This window comes from Streptomyces sp. CG4 (assembly GCF_041080655.1).
Classification (GTDB): Bacteria; Actinomycetota; Actinomycetes; order Streptomycetales; family Streptomycetaceae; genus Streptomyces.
The window spans coordinates 7,298,750-7,314,327 of sequence record NZ_CP163525.1; the positions used below are offsets into that span (position 1 = coordinate 7,298,750).

The 15,578-nt window shown below is 72.7% G+C and carries 12 protein-coding genes and 1 riboswitch; of the genes, 2 read left to right on the plus strand and 10 right to left on the minus strand.

Features of this window, described 5'->3' with window-relative positions:
• Nucleotides 1-164: 164 nt before the first annotated feature.
• Nucleotides 165-899, plus strand: a complete 735-nt coding sequence (locus AB5L52_RS33345; protein ID WP_351031421.1) for a ZIP family metal transporter — start codon at nt 165-167, stop codon at nt 897-899.
• A gap of 23 nt (nt 900-922) precedes the next feature.
• Here the strand turns inward: AB5L52_RS33345 and cobI are convergent, their stop codons facing one another.
• The 10 genes from cobI to AB5L52_RS33395 all read right to left on the minus strand — a co-directional run bounded on the left by cobI (nt 923) and on the right by AB5L52_RS33395 (nt 14,584).
• On the minus strand, nt 923-1,654 hold the full coding sequence (gene cobI / locus AB5L52_RS33350) for a precorrin-2 C(20)-methyltransferase (protein ID WP_351031419.1): 732 nt from the start codon (nt 1,652-1,654) through the stop codon (nt 923-925).
• Nucleotides 1,651-3,024 carry a cobyrinate a,c-diamide synthase gene (locus AB5L52_RS33355; RefSeq protein ID WP_369367471.1) on the minus strand — a complete coding sequence of 458 codons (1,374 nt, stop codon included), beginning with the start codon at nt 3,022-3,024 and terminating at the stop codon, nt 1,651-1,653. The genes cobI and AB5L52_RS33355 overlap by 4 nt, the downstream gene beginning before the upstream one ends.
• The gene (gene cobO / locus AB5L52_RS33360; RefSeq protein WP_351031416.1) at nt 3,024-3,623 is read right to left on the minus strand and encodes a cob(I)yrinic acid a,c-diamide adenosyltransferase; all 600 of its coding nucleotides are present in this window, start codon (nt 3,621-3,623) and stop codon (nt 3,024-3,026) included. The genes AB5L52_RS33355 and cobO overlap by 1 nt, the downstream gene beginning before the upstream one ends.
• Nucleotides 3,623-5,620 carry a putative cobaltochelatase gene (locus AB5L52_RS33365; protein WP_369367472.1) on the minus strand — a complete coding sequence of 666 codons (1,998 nt, stop codon included), beginning with the start codon at nt 5,618-5,620 and terminating at the stop codon, nt 3,623-3,625. The genes cobO and AB5L52_RS33365 overlap by 1 nt, the downstream gene beginning before the upstream one ends.
• A complete protein-coding gene (gene cobN / locus AB5L52_RS33370; protein ID WP_369367473.1) occupies nt 5,617-9,270 on the minus strand; it encodes a cobaltochelatase subunit CobN in 3,654 nt (1,217 codons plus the stop codon). The genes AB5L52_RS33365 and cobN overlap by 4 nt, the downstream gene beginning before the upstream one ends.
• The gene (locus AB5L52_RS33375; protein WP_369367474.1) at nt 9,267-10,775 is read right to left on the minus strand and encodes a cobyric acid synthase; all 1,509 of its coding nucleotides are present in this window, start codon (nt 10,773-10,775) and stop codon (nt 9,267-9,269) included. The genes cobN and AB5L52_RS33375 overlap by 4 nt, the downstream gene beginning before the upstream one ends.
• The gene (locus AB5L52_RS33380; protein WP_369367475.1) at nt 10,772-11,743 is read right to left on the minus strand and encodes a cobalamin biosynthesis protein; all 972 of its coding nucleotides are present in this window, start codon (nt 11,741-11,743) and stop codon (nt 10,772-10,774) included. Before AB5L52_RS33380 ends, AB5L52_RS33375 begins: the two co-directional genes overlap by 4 nt.
• 97 nt (nt 11,744-11,840) lie before the next feature.
• Nucleotides 11,841-11,984: riboswitch (cobalamin riboswitch) on the minus strand.
• A 171-nt stretch (nt 11,985-12,155) separates the two neighbouring features.
• Nucleotides 12,156-12,383, minus strand: coding sequence for a hypothetical protein (locus tag AB5L52_RS33385; protein ID WP_351031406.1), 228 nt, complete (start codon nt 12,381-12,383; stop codon nt 12,156-12,158).
• 31 nt (nt 12,384-12,414) lie between these two features.
• Nucleotides 12,415-13,665, minus strand: a complete 1,251-nt coding sequence (locus tag AB5L52_RS33390) for an anion permease (protein ID WP_369367476.1) — start codon at nt 13,663-13,665, stop codon at nt 12,415-12,417.
• Between the two features lie 154 nt (nt 13,666-13,819).
• The gene (locus AB5L52_RS33395; RefSeq protein ID WP_351031402.1) at nt 13,820-14,584 is read right to left on the minus strand and encodes a lysozyme; all 765 of its coding nucleotides are present in this window, start codon (nt 14,582-14,584) and stop codon (nt 13,820-13,822) included.
• Nucleotides 14,585-14,773: 189 nt separating this feature from the next.
• On the opposite strand from AB5L52_RS33395, the gene AB5L52_RS33400 reads away from it, so the two are divergent.
• A complete protein-coding gene (locus AB5L52_RS33400; RefSeq protein ID WP_351570309.1) occupies nt 14,774-15,436 on the plus strand; it encodes a class II aldolase/adducin family protein in 663 nt (220 codons plus the stop codon).
• Nucleotides 15,437-15,578: the final 142 nt, after the last annotated feature.

Genomic DNA, 15,578 nt, shown 5'->3' on the forward strand with positions numbered 1-15,578 from the left:
GCGGGAACTACGGGACTACGGGACTGCGGGACTACGGGGCTGCGGAACTACGGACTGCGGGGACCGCGGATGCGCGAGTCGGAATCGGTGAAATGTCAGGTTCTGGGGGAGTGTGATCGGTGCCGGAGGTGCGCGGAGGCGCCTCGATCGGATAGCAAGGGCCTATGGCGGTCTTCGTCGCGCTCGGCGCGTTCCTGATGACGCTGGCCGGCGGCTGGACGGCACAGCGCGTGACCGACCGTCGGCACCTCGTCCTGGGCCTGGCCGGCGGTCTGATGCTCGGCGTCGTCGGCCTGGATCTGCTGCCGGAGGCGCTGCACGCCGCCGACCGCGAGGTCTTCGGCGTACCCGCCGCCCTGCTGCTGTTCGTGGCCGGATTCCTGCTGGCCCATCTGGTGGAGCGCACGCTGGCCGCACGCCAGGCGGCCCACGGCGGTGCCGAGGGGCCGGGCCACCGGGCGCCCGAGGTGGGCCTGACGGCCGCCGCCGCGATGGTCGGGCACAGCGCCATGGACGGCGTGGCGATCGGCGCGGCCTTCCAGGTCGGCGGCGGCATGGGCGCGGCCGTCGCGCTCGCCGTGATCGCGCACGACTTCGCCGACGGATTCAACACCTTCACCATCACGAGCCTGTACGGCAACGCCCGCCGCCGCGCGATCGCGATGCTGGTGGCCGACGCCTGCGCACCCCTGGTGGGCGCGCTGTCGACCGCCTTCATCCACATCCCCGAAGCGGTGCTCGGCGGCTACCTCGGCCTTTTCGGCGGTGTCCTGCTGTACCTCGCCGCCGCCGAGATCCTGCCCGAGGCCCACCACGAACACCCGGCGCGCTCCACCCTGCTGTGCACGGTCGCGGGCGCGGCCTTCATCTGGCTGGTGGTCGGCCTCTCCGGCGGCTGAACGGGCCGGCCGTCTCGGCCGGCTCACAGCTTCCCGCCCCGTCCGCCGTCCCGGCGCGGGGGTGCGATCAGCGTCGACAGATACGGCAGCGGCGCCCCGTCCAGCTCGCCGGCCGGCCGCACCGACTCCTCCGGCAGGCCCAGCGCCGAACCCCACACGGCGTCGCCGAGCCGCCCGGTCTCCCGCAGCGCATCCGCGACCTCGGCAGCCTGCCGTCCGAACTTGTACGCGACGACGGTCCCCGGCCCGGCCAGGGCCTCCTTCAGCACCGCCGACCCGGCCGTCACCGGCACCAGCGTCAGCGGCTCGGTGCCCTCCGTCAGCACCGCACCGGACCGCGCCGCCAGATCCTGCATGGCGGTGATCCCGGGCACGGTCTCCACGACGACGCCCGGCACCAGCTCGGCGATCGTCTGCGCGAGATAGGTGAACGTCGAGTACACGTTCGGATCGCCGATGGTGGCGAAGGCGACGGACGCATGCCGCTTCAGCAGCTCGGCGACCCGCTCGCCCGCGGCGTCCCAGGCGGCCTCCCGGCGCGCCCGGTCGGTCCGCTCGTTCAGCGCGAACACCACCCGGACGACCTTGTCCTCGGGCACGTAGTGCGACACGGTCGCCTCCGCGCGCCCCCGCTCCCCGGTGTCCATCACCGGTACGACGACGACCTCGGCGGCCCGCAGGGCGTTGACCCCCTTGACGGTCACCAGCTCCGGATCACCCGGACCGACCCCGACTCCGACCAGCCTGCTGCTCATGACGTCCGGCACCTCTCCACGAACCGACGGGCGACACCGGGCTCGGACGCCCAGTGCGTGTGCAGGTAACTCGCGTGCACGCCCCGCTGTACGAAACCTTCGACCCGCCGTACGGGTGTCCGCACCCCCCACGCCGGAGCGGCTCCGGCGCCGGGCTCGACGACCGTGCGATGGAACTCGTGCCCCCGCATCCGCGTCCCGGCGACGGCCAGCACACTGTCCCCGACGGCCACGGCGTCCCGATAGCCCAGGGTGAGCCGCTCCGTCATCCGCGCGGTGGCATCCAGTACCCCGCACATGGGCTTGCCGTCCAGCTCCCGGCAGAGATAGAGGAGCCCGGCGCACTCGGCGGCAACGGGCGCACCGCTGAGAGCCAGCTCGGCGATCGCCTTGCGCAGCGGCTCGTTGGCGGACAGCTCACCGGCGTACACCTCGGGGAAGCCGCCCCCGATGACCAACCCGGCTGTCCCGTCCGGCAGTTGCTCATCGCGGAGCGGATCGAACGTGACGACTTCGGCACCGGCGGCGGTGAGCAGTTCGGTGTGCTCGGCGTAGGAGAAGGTGAAGGCGGGGCCACCGGCTACGGCGACCACTGGCCTTCGCCTTTCGGCTGAGGGAGTCGGGTGGTGGGTGGGCGAGGCGGGGGCCCAGGCGGAGGAGCCCCCTGGTACCTGAGCGGCAGTACGCGCAAGTGCCTCCAGGGCGTCCAGGTCACATCCCCGAGACACCAGCGCCGCCATCGCCCCTACGGCCTCCACCGCCGCGGACTGCCGTTCGGCGACCGGCACCAGCCCGAGGTGCCGGGAAGGCGTGTCCACCTGCTGAGCCCGCCGCAAGGCGCCCAGCACAGGCACACCGGCCGAGTCCAACGCCTCCCGCAGCAACTCCTCATGCCGGTCGGACCCGACCTTGTTGAGGATCACACCCCCGACCCGCACCTCCGGATCCCAGGAAGCGAACCCGTGCACCAGCGCCGCCACGGACCGCGACTGCGACGACGCGTCCACCACGAGCACCACCGGCGCCCGCAACAGCTTGGCGACATGCGCGGTGGAGGCCAGCTCCCCTTCCCCCGCCGCCCCGTCGTACAGCCCCATCACGCCCTCGACCACGGCCAGGTCACACCCGCGCGCCCCGTGCAGGAACAGCGGAGCGACCAGCTCCGGCCCGCACAGGTACGCGTCCAGGTTCCGCCCGACCCGCCCGGTCGCGAGCGCGTGATAACCGGGGTCGATGTAGTCCGGCCCGACCTTGTGCGGGGACACGGTGAGCCCCCGCGCGGCGAACGCGGCCATCAGCCCCGTGGCCACGGTGGTCTTGCCGCTGCCGGAGGAAGGCGCGGCGATGACGAGCCGGGGCACCGACGACATCACCACTCGATGCCCTTCTGGCCCTTCTGCCCCACGTCCATGGGGTGCTTGACCTTGGACATGTCGGTGACGAGGTCGGCGAAGTCCACCAGCTCCTCGGGCGCGTTCCGCCCGGTGATGACGACGTGCTGGGTGCCCGGCCGGTCCTGCAGCACGGAGATCACCTCATCGGTGTCCACCCACCCCCAGTGCATCGGATAGGCGAACTCGTCCAGCACGTACAGCCGGTACGTCTCGGCCGCCAGGTCCCGCTTGACCTGCTCCCAGCCCTCCCGGGCCTTCTCCTCGTTGTCCATCTGCTGGTCCCGCTGGACCCACGACCAGCCCTCGCCCATCTTGTGCCAGTCGACGGTGCCGCCCTCGCCGGAGGCGCCGAGCACGCGCAGCGCGTTCTCCTCGCCGACCTTCCACTTGGCCGACTTGACGAACTGGAACACCCCGATGGGCCACCCCTGGTTCCAGGCACGCAGCGCGAGCCCGAACGCGGCGGTCGACTTGCCCTTGCCGATCCCGGTGTGCACGACGACGAGCGGCCGGTTCCGCCGCTGACGCGTCGTCAGACCGTCATCGGGCACGACACTCGGCTGTCCCTGCGGCATTACGCGGCCCTCCTGTCCTGAATTCCCTTCACCAGCCCGGCGATCGAGTCGGCCCGCAGCTCGTCCAGCGTGACGGCCGTACCGCCCAGCTCACCCGCGAGCTGCCCGGCGAGCCCCAGCCGCACCGGCCCCGACTCGCAGTCCACGACCACCGAGGCGACCTGACCGGCCGCGAACAGCCGCGCCGCCCGCCCCGCCAGCGCGACCGGCTCCGGGCCACCGGTGGCCCGCCCGTCGGTCACCACCACGACCAGCGCCCGTCGCGCCGGATCCCGTAGCCCCTCCACGCGCAGCACCTCGTGCGCCTTCAGCAGCCCGGCCGCCAGTGGCGTACGACCGCCCGTCGGCAGCGACTCCAGCCGTACGGCGGCCGCGTCCACGGACGAGGTCGGCGGCAGCGCCACCTCCGCACCGGAGCCCCGGAAGGTCACCAGCCCCACCTTGTCCCGCCGCTGGTAGGCGTCCAGCAGCAGCGAGAGCACGGCACCCTTCACGGCGCTCATCCGCTGCCGGGCCGCCATCGACCCGGAGGCGTCCACCACGAACAGCACGAGGTTGCCCTCGCGCCCCTCCCGGGTCGCCTGCCGCAGATCCTCCCGGCGGATCACCAGCCCGGGCCCGGACCGGCCGCGCGCCCGCTGATGCGGAGCCGCCGCCTGCACGGTCGCGGCCAGGTGCAGCTTGGTCAGCGCGCCCTGCGGCCGCCGTGCCCCGGTGGTCCGCCCGTGCTCGGTGCGGGCGCGCGAACGCCGGCCCGCCGCCCCCGCACCGATCCCGGGCACGGTCAGCACCTTGGTACGGAACGGCTCGGCGGCCCGTACGGCCGACTGCTCCTGAGCGGAGCCGGACGCCTGCGGCTCCCCGCTCTCCCCGGCCTCGGGCCGCGCGGCGGTGTCCCCGCCGCTCTGCGGGCCGGAGTCGGGCTGCGGCCGCCCGCCGCCCCCACCCGGTCCGTCCGGATCGGGATCGTCCTCGCCCTCGTCCTCGCCGGAGAACTGCTCCAGCGTCTCGTCCAGCTTGTCCTCGTCCAGACCGGGCGCGTCGAACGGATTGCGCCGCCTGCGGTGCGGCAGCGCGAGCAGAGCGGCCTGGCGCACGTCCTCCGCCAGCACATCCGTCCGCCCGGCCCACGCGGCGAGCGCGGTCGCCGTACGCGCCATCACGATGTCGGCCCGCATGCCGTCCACCTCGAAGGCCGCGCAGGTCGCCGCGATCTGCCGCAGCGCACCGTCGCCCAGCCGCACCTGCGGCAGCAACTCCCGTGCCGCCACGATCCGTTGCCGTACGCCGGACTCCTCCTCGGCCCATCGCGCGGCGAAGGCGGCCGGGTCGTCGTCGTACGCCAGCCGGCGCCGTACCACCTCGACCCGCTGGTCCGGCTCCCGGGAGGCCGCGACCTCCACGGTCAGCCCGAACCGGTCGAGCAACTGCGGCCGCAGCTCGCCCTCTTCGGGGTTCATCGTGCCGACGAGCAGGAAGCGCGCCGCGTGCCGCACGGAGACGCCCTCGCGCTCCACGTACGAGGCGCCCATCGCCGCCGCGTCCAGCAGCAGGTCGACCAGGTGGTCGTGGAGGAGGTTGACCTCGTCGACGTACAGGATGCCCCGGTGCGCGTCGGCCAGCAGGCCCGGCTCGAACGCCTTCACCCCCTCGGCGAGCGCCCGCTCGATGTCCAGCGCGCCGACCAGCCGGTCCTCGGAGGCGCCGACGGGGAGTTCCACCATCCGCGCGGGCCGCGCCGCACCGGCCCCGGCCTCGTGGGGACCGTCCGGGCAGGACGGGTCCGGGGCCGCCGGGTCGCAGGAGAACCGGCAGCCGGGGACGACGGCGACCTCCGGCAGCAGTGCCGAAAGGGCCCGTACGGCCGTCGACTTGGCCGTGCCCTTCTCGCCGCGCACCAGCACACCGCCGACCGCGGGGCTGACCGCGTTCAGCAGCAGCGCGAGCCGCAGGTCGTCCTGGCCGACAACGGCCGTGAAAGGAAAGGGAGTTGTCACTGGTCGTCGCCCTCCAAGTCGCCTTCCAGCTCCAGGTAGGTGGCGCGCAGCCGCTCCAGCGTGTCCGCGTCCGGCTCGGCCCACAGCCCCCGGTCCGCCGCCTCAAGGAGCCGCTCGGTAATACCCCGCAAGGCCCATGGGTTGGACTTCTTCATGAAGTCCCGGTTCTCCGGGTCGAAGACGTACTCCGCGCTGAGCTTCTCGTACATCCAGTCGTCGACCACGCCCGCCGTGGCGTCGTACCCGAAGAGGTAGTCGACGGTCGCCGCCATCTCGAAGGCGCCCTTGTAGCCGTGCCGGCGCATGGCCGCCATCCAGCGCGGGTTGACCACCCGGGCCCGGAAGACGCGGTGCGTCTCCTCGCCCAGCGTGCGGGTCTTCACCTGGTCCGGTACGGCGCTGTCGCCCACGTACGCCTCGGGGTTGGCGCCGGTCAGATGCCGGACCATCGCGACCATGCCGCCGTGGTACTGGAAGTAGTCGTCGGCGTCGACGAGGTCGTGCTCGCGGGTGTCGACGTTTTTCGCGGCGACCGCGATCCGCTTGAACGCGGTCTCCATGTCCCCGCGCGCCGCCCGCCCGTCGAGCCCGCGCCCGTAGGCGTAGCCGCCCCAGACGGCGTACACCTCGGCCAGATCCGCGTCGCTGCGCCAGTTGCGGGCGTCGATCAGCGGCAGCAGACCGGCGCCGTACGCCCCCGGCTTCGAGCCGAAGACACGGGCCGTGGCGCGCCGCCGGTCGCCGTGCTCGGCGGTGTCCTCGTCGGCGTGCGCCTTCACGAAGTTGCTCGCGGCGGGCTCGTCCAGCTCGGCCACCGCCCGTACGGCGTCGTCGATCAGCCCGACGACGTGCGGGAACGCGTCCCGGAAGAAGCCGGAGATGCGGACCGTGACGTCGATGCGCGGCCGGCCCAGCTCCGCCAGGGGCACGACCTCGAAGCCCGTGACCCGGCGCGAGGCGTCGTCCCACACCGGACGGCAGCCCAGCAGCGCCAGGATCTCGGCGATGTCGTCACCCTGGGTGCGCATTGCGGACGTACCCCAGACCGTCAGGCCGACGGACTTCGGATACTCGCCGGTGTCCTGGAGGTACCGCTGCACCAGCGAGTCGGCGAGCGACTGGCCGACCTCCCAGCTCAGCCTGGACGGAATCGCCTTGGGGTCGACCGAGTAGAAGTTGCGGCCGGTCGGCAGGACGTTCACCAGGCCGCGCGTCGGCGAACCCGACGGACCCGCCGGGACGTAACCACCGTCCAGGGCCCGCAGGATGTGCCCGATCTCGTCGGTGGTGCGGGCGAGCCGCGGTACGACCTCGTCGCACGCGAACTCCAGCACGGCGACGCCCTCGGGGAGTTCGGTGCCGAGCACGCCCCGCAGGACGGCGGGAACCACCGCACGGTCCCACGCCCGCGCCTCCATGCCCTCCGCGATCCGCCGGCACAACTGCTCCAGCAGGTCGATCGCGTCGGCGGCGCTACGGGACGGGCCCTCCACCAGGTCCGTCAGCTCCGCCGGCACCTTCACCGGGGCGCCCGGCTCAGCCAGCAACTCCTTCTCGTCCAGCCCGAAATGGGCGGCGAGCGAGGCCCTGAGTCCCGGCAGCGCGTTCGCCTGGCCGCCCCACACCTGCGACGCCCGCAGCACGGCCAGCACCAGGTTCACGCGCGGCTCGCCGACCGGGCCGCCGCCCAGGATGTGCAGACCGTCCCGGATCTGCACGTCCTTGATCTCGCACAGATAGCCGTCGATGTGCATGACGAACTCGTCGAAGTCGTCCTCGTCCGGCTGCTCGTCCACATGCAGGTCGTGGTGGAGCTCGGCCGCCTTGACCAGGGTCCAGATCTGGGCGCGCACCGCCGGGGCCTTCGTCGGGTCCAGGTCGGAGACGAGCGCGTACTCGTCCAGCAGCTGCTCCAGCTTGGCCAGGTCGCCGTAGGTGTCGGCGCGGGCCATCGGCGGCACCAGATGGTCGACCACCGTGGCGTGCCCGCGCCGCTTGGCCTGGGTGCCCTCACCGGGGTCGTTGACGATGAACGGGTAGATGAGGGGGAGGTCGCCGAGGACCGCGTCCGGGGCACAACCGGCGCTCAGGCCGAGGCCCTTGCCCGGCAGCCACTCCATCGTGCCGTGCTTGCCCATGTGCACGATCGCGTCCGCGCCGAAGCTGTTCTCCAGCCACCGGTAGGCCGCCATGTAGTGGTGCGAGGGCGGCATGTCGGGGTCGTGGTAGATCGCGATCGGGTTCTCGCCGAAGCCGCGCGGCGGCTGGATCATCACGACGACGTTCCCGAACCGCAGCGACGCCAGCACGATGTCCTCGCCGTCGACGTACAGGCTGCCCGGCGGCTCGCCCCACGCCTCCACCATGGCGTCCCTGAGGTCCGGGTCCAGCGTCTCGAACCACGCCCGGTAGTCCGCCAGCGGCACCCGCGCGGGCGCGGCGGCCAGCTGCTCCTCGGTGAGCCACTCGACGTCATGGCCGCCGGCCGCGATCAGCCGGTGGATCAGCTCGTCGCCGCCGGAGGGGTACTCGGTGAGTCCGTACCCGGCGTCCCGGAGCGCGTCGAGCACCCGTACCGCCGACGCGGGCGTGTCCAGGCCGACCGCGTTGCCGACGCGGGAGTGCTTGGTCGGGTACGCGGTGAAGACCAGCGCGACCTTCTTCTCCGCGTTCGGCTTGTGCTTCAACTGGGCGTGGCGCAGGGCGATTCCGGCGACGCGCGCGGCCCGCTCCGGGTCGGCGATGTACACCGGGACCTCGTCGGGGCCCTGCTCCTTGAAGGAGAACGGCACGGTGATCAGCCGGCCGTCGAACTCCGGGATGGCGACCTGCATCGCCGCGTCCATGGGGGACAGGGCGGCGTCCGACTCGTCCCAGGCCTTCTTGGACGAGGTGAGACAGAGACCCTGCAGCACCGGGATGTTCAGGTCGGCGAGCGCCCCGATGTCCCAGGCCTCCTCGTCACCGCCCGCCGAGGCCTGCGAGGCGTGGGTGCCGCCCGCCGCGAGCACGGTGGCGACCAGCGCGTCGGACCTCCCCAGCAGCTCGTACAGCCCGGCGTCCGCGCCGCGCAGCGAACCGCAGTACACCGGCAGGGCGTTGGCGCCCTTCGCCTCGATCGCCTCGCACAGGGTGTCCACGAAGGCGGTGTTGCCGCTCAGTTCGTGCGCGCGGTAGAAGAGCACGCCCACGGTCGGGCGGCCGTCCCGTACTGCGTAGGAGCCGTGGACGCCGTACTCCGGCATCTTCCGCGGCTCCTCGAAGCCCTCGCCGGTCAGCAGCACGGTGTCCGACAGGAACCGGGACAGCTCCAGCAGGTTCGCCGGGCCGCCCTCGACCAGGTACTTCAGCGCCTCCGCCACCACACCGGCCGGCACCGACGACTCGGCCATCAGCTCGGCGTCCGGTACGGCCTCGCCGCCCAGCAGCACGGTCGGGATCCCGGCCGCCTTCAGCGCGGCCAGCCCCTCCTCCCAGGCGCGCTTGCCACCCAGCAGCCGTACGACGGCGAGGTCCGCGCCGTCGAGCAGCCCCGGCAGCTCCTCGGTGACGCCCACCCGGGTCGGGTTGCCGATGCGGTAGTCCGCGCCGGAGGCCCGGGCCGCCAGCAGATCCGTGTCGGCGGTCGACAACAACAACACTGTGCTCATGCAGGCGCTCCCGGGGGGATGAAAGGCAGTCCTTGCGGCGCGCCCGACTCGATGAGCCGCCACAGCGCGTCCGTGTCCGCGTGCTGTTCGATCAGGTCGCCGAGCCGGTCGAGCTGCTCCTCGCGCAGCGCGGCGAAGGAGGTGTCCGGCGCGGGCACGAAGCGGCGGCCCGCGGCGGCGGCCACCTCGCGCAGGAAGGCCCGCCGGAAGCCGTCCGACTCCAGCGAACCGTGCCAGTGGGTGCCCCAGGTCCGGCCGACCCGGCAGCCGTCGAGGAAGGGTTCTCCTCCCTCTATGGAGGCGACGCCGTGGTGGATCTCGTACCCCTCGACCCGCTCGCCGAGAGCTTCCCCTTCCGGCCGGGTCAGCATCTTCTCGCGGGCGAACCGCACCCGCACGGGCAGGATCCCCAGGCCGGCCACGTGCCCCTCGCGGCTCTCGACCTCGTCCTCGATGTGCTCGCCGAGGATCTGGAACCCGCCGCAGACGCCGAGGGTCGGGCGTCCTTCGGCGGCCCTTGTGACGAGCGCCTGCGCGAGCCCGCGCTCGCGCAGCCACTGCAGCGCACGCACCGTGCCCCGCGTGCCCGGGATCACCACCAGGTCCGCGTCCGCCAGCTCCTCCGGGCGGTCCACGAACCGCACCACGACCCCCGGTTCGGCGGCCAGCGCGTCCACGTCCGTGAAGTTGGACATCAGCGGGATCGCGCACACGGCGACGCGCAGCACGTCCTCGCCGACCGGGGGAGTGACGGCCGACTCGCGGACGGTGCCGCGCAGCGACACCCGCAGGCCGTCCTCCTCGTCGATGCCGAGCCCGTGCCGGAAGGGGAGGACGCCAAAGGTGTGCCGCCCGGTGAGGCCGTGGAGCATCTCCAGCCCGGGCTCCAGCAGGGAGACGTCGCCGCGGAACTTGTTCACCAGGAACCCGGCGACCAACTCCTGGTCCTCGGGCGAGAGCAGGGCGACCGTGCCGAAGAAGGAGGCGAAGACGCCGCCGCGGTCGATGTCGCCGACGACGAGCACGGGCAGCCGCGCGTTCCGCGCGATCCCCATGTTCACGATGTCCGTCCGGCGCAGATTGATCTCCGCCGGTGAACCCGCACCCTCACAGATCACCGCGTCATACGTGCCCCGCAACTCGGCCAGGCAGTCCAGCACCGTGCCGAGCAGCCGCTGCTGCCGCCCGCCGTGGTAGCCGCGCGCGCTCAGCTCGCCCACCGGCTTGCCCAGCAGCACCACCTGACTGCTCTGCTCGCCGCCGGGCTTGAGCAGCACCGGGTTCATCAGCGCGGTCGGCTCGGTCCGGCACGCCTGGGCCTGCATGGCCTGCGCCCGCCCGATCTCCGCGCCCTCGCGGGTCACGAAGGAGTTGAGCGACATGTTCTGCGCCTTGAACGGCGCGACCTTCACGCCCTGACGCACCAGCCACCGGCAGATCCCGGCCGTCACGACGCTCTTGCCGGCGTCGGAGGTGGTCCCGGCGACGAGGAGTCCCCCGTTCACTTTCCACGTCCCTTCGGGCTCTTGAGGCTCTTGACGCTTGTGACGAGGAGGCGCGCGGCGACCGTGGTGCCGAGCGCGAGCAGGCCGACGCGGCGGGAGAGCCGTACCGCCCGGTCGACGTCGGTCACCCGGACCGCCCGGCCCCTGCCGCCGTTGAGGACGGGCCGGCGCTCGACCCGGCCGCCGTAGGAGAGCGTGCCGCCCAGGCGGACGCCGAGCGCGCCCGCGAACGACGCTTCGACGGGGCCCGCGTTGGGGCTCGGGTGCCGGTGGGCGTCGGCCTGCCAGGCGCGCAGCGCACCCCGCGGGTCGGGTCCGGCCGCGGCGGCGAGTACGGCGGTCAGCCGGGCGCCCGGCCAGCCGGCCACGTCGTCGAGGCGGGCCGAGGCCCAGCCGTAGCGGCGGTAGCGCGGGGACTTGTGACCGACCATCGCGTCCAGCGTGTTGACGGCCCGGAAGCCGAGCAGCCCGGGCACCCCGGCCACGGCTCCCCACACCAGCGCGCCCACGACGGCGTCGGAGGTGTTCTCGGCGACCGACTCGACCACGGCCCGGGCGATCCCGTCGGCGTCCAGCGCCTGCGGGTCCCGGCCGCACAGATGCGGCAGCCGCGCCCGCGCCGTCTCGACGTCCCCGCGCTCCAGGGCGCTGCCGATGGCGCGGGCCTCGCGGGCGAGCGAAGTGCCGCCGACCACCGCCCAGGTGGCGGCGGCGGTCAGCGCGACGGAGGCGGCGGGGGAGGGGCGTACGGCGCGTGCGGCCACCGTGCCGAGTGCGACGGCGCCACCGGCGCACACCACGGTGTGCAGGGCGCCCCAGCCGCGGTGGTCGTGCCACAACGCGCCGTCCACGGCAGCGGCCGCACGCCCGAACGCGGCGACCGGATGCCCGCGGCGCGGATCGCCGAGGAGCAGATCACCGAGAAGGCCGGCGGCGGCGCCGTACGCGTAACTGCGATCGGCACCCATCGGCTCAGCCGGCCGTAGGTACAGGAGCGGGCCTGGCAGGGGTCCTTCGGCAGCCGGGCATGGCGATCGGTGTCCTCACTCAGGGTGTCCGCGCCCTGGTTCGACGAGATTCGGCGGTGAGAGTTCCTGGCTCCCGGGGGGTTCTTCCCCGGTGACAGTGGCGGGACCGCGCCGGATTCGCACCGGCTTCCTCTCCTGCCGCCGTACATGGCGTGGGCAGTCCACCACGCGCCCGGAACGGCCGTCAACTTGCCGTTGACCTGCACGGGGAGAGTGTGCCGATCCCCACATCGCGGGGCGCCCGTGGCCGGTGCGCACGGCGAAGGCTCCCCTCCGCGGCGGGCGGAGAGGAGCCTTCGTGAGGGTCGGTTCGCGGTGCCTGTGACGGTACCGCCCGGTTCCTGGCGGGCTGTCAGGCCTTGGCGACGATCAGGTAGATGCCGTACGCCACCGCCGCCGCGCAGGCGGCGAAGCAGACGTAGGCACCGGTCACGGCGAGCGTGGCGGAGCCGCCCTGCGCGGCGGCCTTCTCGCGTCGGGCCAGACCGCCCACACCGAGGGTGAACAGGGTCACCAGGGCCACGGTGAACACGAGGCTGACGCCGAAGACGGAGCCGATGGCTGCCCAGTCGATCTTCATGATGCTTCCTTCGGTAACCGGGTGGCCGGGGTCAGACGGTGGCGGCCGGCGGGGCGGTCCGGGTCGTGGGCTCGGCGGGGGCCGGGGCGGCGATCGTCGCCGTCAGGTCCTCGGCGACCGTGCCGGCCGGGGGCGGGGTCACGGCGGCGATGGCGGTGGTCACCACGCCGGGCGGCTCCTCGGTCTCGGCGACGACGTTGGTGTGGTCGATGACCTCGCGGCGGGAGATCTTCCAGATCGCGGCACTGGCGGCGACGAGGAAGACCGCGACGGCGGCGGTGCCCCAGTCGCCCAGGTCCGTGACGGACTCGGCGCCCGCGCCGACCACCGCGGCGGCCGGCAGCGTGAGCACCCAGGCGACGGCCATCCGGGTCGCGGTGGACCAGCGGACCACGCCGCCCTTGCGGCCGAGGCCCGCGCCCATCACCGAACCGGAGACGACATGTGTGGTGGAGAGGGAGAAGCCCAGGTGCGAGGAGGCCAGGATGGCGGTCGCGGCGCTGGTCTGGGCGGCGAAGCCCTGGCGCGGCTCCAGGTCGGTCAGGCCCGTGCCCATGGTGCGGATGATGCGCCAGCCGCCGATGTAGGTGCCGAGCGCGATGGCCAGGCCGGCGGAGAGGATGACCCAGACCGGCGGGTTGGAGCCGGGGGCGATGGCACCGCCCGTGATCAGCGCGAGGGTGATGATGCCCATCGTCTTCTGGGCGTCGTTGGTGCCGTGCGCGAGGGAGACCAGGCCGGCGGAGGCGATCTGCCCGGCGCGGTACCCCTTGCGGGTGGCCTCGCCCTCGGCCTTGCCGCCGATGCCGTAGGAGAACCGGGTGGCCAGCATCGACGCGAGGCCGGCCACGACCGGAGCGGCGACCGCCGGGAGGAGCACCTTGGTGACCAGGACGTCACCGTGGACGGCGCCGAAGCCGGCGGAGGCGACGGTGGCGCCGATCAGGCCGCCCATCAGAGCGTGCGAGGAACTGGACGGCAGGCCCACCAGCCAGGTCACCAGGTTCCAGAGGATCGCGCCGACCAGGGCGGCGAAGATGACCTCGGGACGGATGCCGGTCTCGTTGACGAGACCCTTGGAGATCGTCTTCGCGACCTCCACGGAGAGGAAGGCGCCCACCAGATTGAGGGCGGCGGACATGGCCACTGCGATCTTGGGCTTCAGAGCGCCTGTCGAGATGGTGGTGGCCATCGCGTTGGCGGTGTCGTGGAAACCGTTCGTGAAATCAAACGCGAGTGCGGTGACGACCACAATCGCGAGGATCAGCGAGAAGCTTTCCATTTACCCAGGCAATCTTTCGAGGTCATTGGCTGGACGAACGTAGGCAACCTGGATGAACGGAAGGTGAACTGAGGCGGGCCTGGGGGTGTCCTGGGAGGGGGGTTGGTGTTCCGTTTCGCTCCGGTTCGACACCGGTGCCCCAGACGCCCCTTGGCTACCGGCTACGCGCGAAGACCCGCAGCCGGCTCTGGGACCCGTTGAAGAGATCCTGGTCACCCGGGAGCGTGCCCTCGGACTGGTACTGCCAGAACGTCCAGTAGTGCCACCCGCCCGGCAGCGCCCCCGGCTTCTTGACGCCGTGCCGGGCGATCCACAGCGGATGACTCTTCGAGAACGCGCGGCTGTTGCCGGTGCAGAGCTTCCACCACTGGCTCGTCGTGTAGATCACCGGGCGGCGGCCGGTCCTGCGCTTGACCTCGTCGCTGAAGGACCGGATCCAGCGGACCATCCGCTTCTTGCTCAGCCCGTAGCACTTGTGCTTCTTGTTGTACGGGTTGTACTCGATGTCCAGCGCGGGCGGCAGCGTCCAGCCGTCCGCCCGCCAGCCGCCGCCGTGCCGCACGAAGTACGCGGCCTGCTTGGCGCCGGACGACTTGTCCGGCCGGGCGAAATGGTACGCGCCCCGGACCAGGCCCGCCTTGTGCGCACCGTTGTACTGCTGGGCGAAGTAGGGGTTGCGGTAGTTCGTGGACTCGGTCGCCTTCACGTAGACGAACCGCGCGCCCTTGGACCGGGAGCCCTGCCAGCCGACGCGCTTCTGGTGGGACGAGACATCGTGACCGCGGGGCTTGCTCACGGCCAGCGCCGGAGCTCCGGCCGCCGCGGCCGCGGTGCCCGCGGTGCCCGTCAGGGCGAGCGCCGCCGTGGCCGCCACGAGGACACCGGCGCGGCGACGGAAGGGTGTGCGTTCACTGGCCATGCGTCTCCCCAGGTCGGCGGACGCAAGATCGTCCGGCGGTCAAGGGGGACCATTGAAGGCCTGGCGATCCCCCGAATCAGCGCCCATTTGCGGCGATTCACCGCGACTTCCGCCTTTCGGGGGTACGTACTTCCGGCCGGAAGCACCCGCCCACCCCCTGACCGCGGGCGCGGCTGGCAGGATCGCGGCATGGCTGAACAGCGGCGGGACGCGGAACGGGAACACCTCTGGGCGGAACTGGTCGCCACGGCACGGCGGACCGTAACCGACGGACTGGTGGTCGGCACCTCGGGCAACGTCTCGGCGCGCGTCGGCGACCTCGTGCTGGTCACCCCGTCGGGCGTGCCGTACGACCGGCTCACCCCGGACGACCTCACCGGCGTCGACCTCACCGGCCGCCAGGTGCTCGGCACGCTCGCGCCGACCAGCGAGCTGCCCATGCACCTCGCCGTCTACCGCTCCACCGACGCCCGCGCCATCGTCCACACCCACGCCGTGCACGCCACGGCGGTCTCCACCCTCGTGCCCGAGCTGCCCCTGGTCCACTACATGGCGGCCACCCTCGGCGGCCCCGTCCGCGTCGCCCCCTACGCCACCTACGGCACCGACGAACTGGCCGAGAACATGCTCCGCGCCCTGACCGACCGCACCGGCTGCCTCCTGCAGAACCACGGCACGATCACCTACGGCGCCACCCTCGACCAGGCCTACGACCGCACCGCCCAGCTGGAGTGGATGTGCCACCTGTGGCTGACGGCGTCGTCCATACCGGGTCTGACCCCGTCCCTGCTGACGGAGACACAGCTGACGGAGGCGGCGGCACGCTTGAAGGGGTACGGCCAACGGAAGTGACCACCACTCTTCGGCTCCGCTGATCCTCCTTTGATCCTTGTCCGTTGTGAGGGCGAGGCAGTGGGGGAGGCGCCGAACCCGGCCGCCCCCCGCCGCGCGCACCCCGGCGCTCTTTCGGCTGGCCGGTGGCCCGAACCCCCAC

Coding starts and splice junctions, on each gene's coding strand:
- AB5L52_RS33345 (WP_351031421.1), top strand. CDS start 165: ATGGCGGTCTTCGTCGCGCTCGGCGCGTTCCTGATGACGCTGGCCGGC.
- cobI (WP_351031419.1), bottom strand. CDS start 1,654: ATGAGCAGCAGGCTGGTCGGAGTCGGGGTCGGTCCGGGTGATCCGGAG.
- AB5L52_RS33355 (WP_369367471.1), bottom strand. CDS start 3,024: ATGTCGTCGGTGCCCCGGCTCGTCATCGCCGCGCCTTCCTCCGGCAGC.
- cobO (WP_351031416.1), bottom strand. CDS start 3,623: ATGCCGCAGGGACAGCCGAGTGTCGTGCCCGATGACGGTCTGACGACG.
- cobN (WP_369367473.1), bottom strand. CDS start 9,270: ATGAGCACAGTGTTGTTGTTGTCGACCGCCGACACGGATCTGCTGGCG.
- AB5L52_RS33380 (WP_369367475.1), bottom strand. CDS start 11,743: ATGGGTGCCGATCGCAGTTACGCGTACGGCGCCGCCGCCGGCCTTCTC.
- AB5L52_RS33385 (WP_351031406.1), bottom strand. CDS start 12,383: ATGAAGATCGACTGGGCAGCCATCGGCTCCGTCTTCGGCGTCAGCCTC.
- AB5L52_RS33390 (WP_369367476.1), bottom strand. CDS start 13,665: ATGGAAAGCTTCTCGCTGATCCTCGCGATTGTGGTCGTCACCGCACTC.
- AB5L52_RS33395 (WP_351031402.1), bottom strand. CDS start 14,584: ATGGCCAGTGAACGCACACCCTTCCGTCGCCGCGCCGGTGTCCTCGTG.
- AB5L52_RS33400 (WP_351570309.1), top strand. CDS start 14,774: ATGGCTGAACAGCGGCGGGACGCGGAACGGGAACACCTCTGGGCGGAA.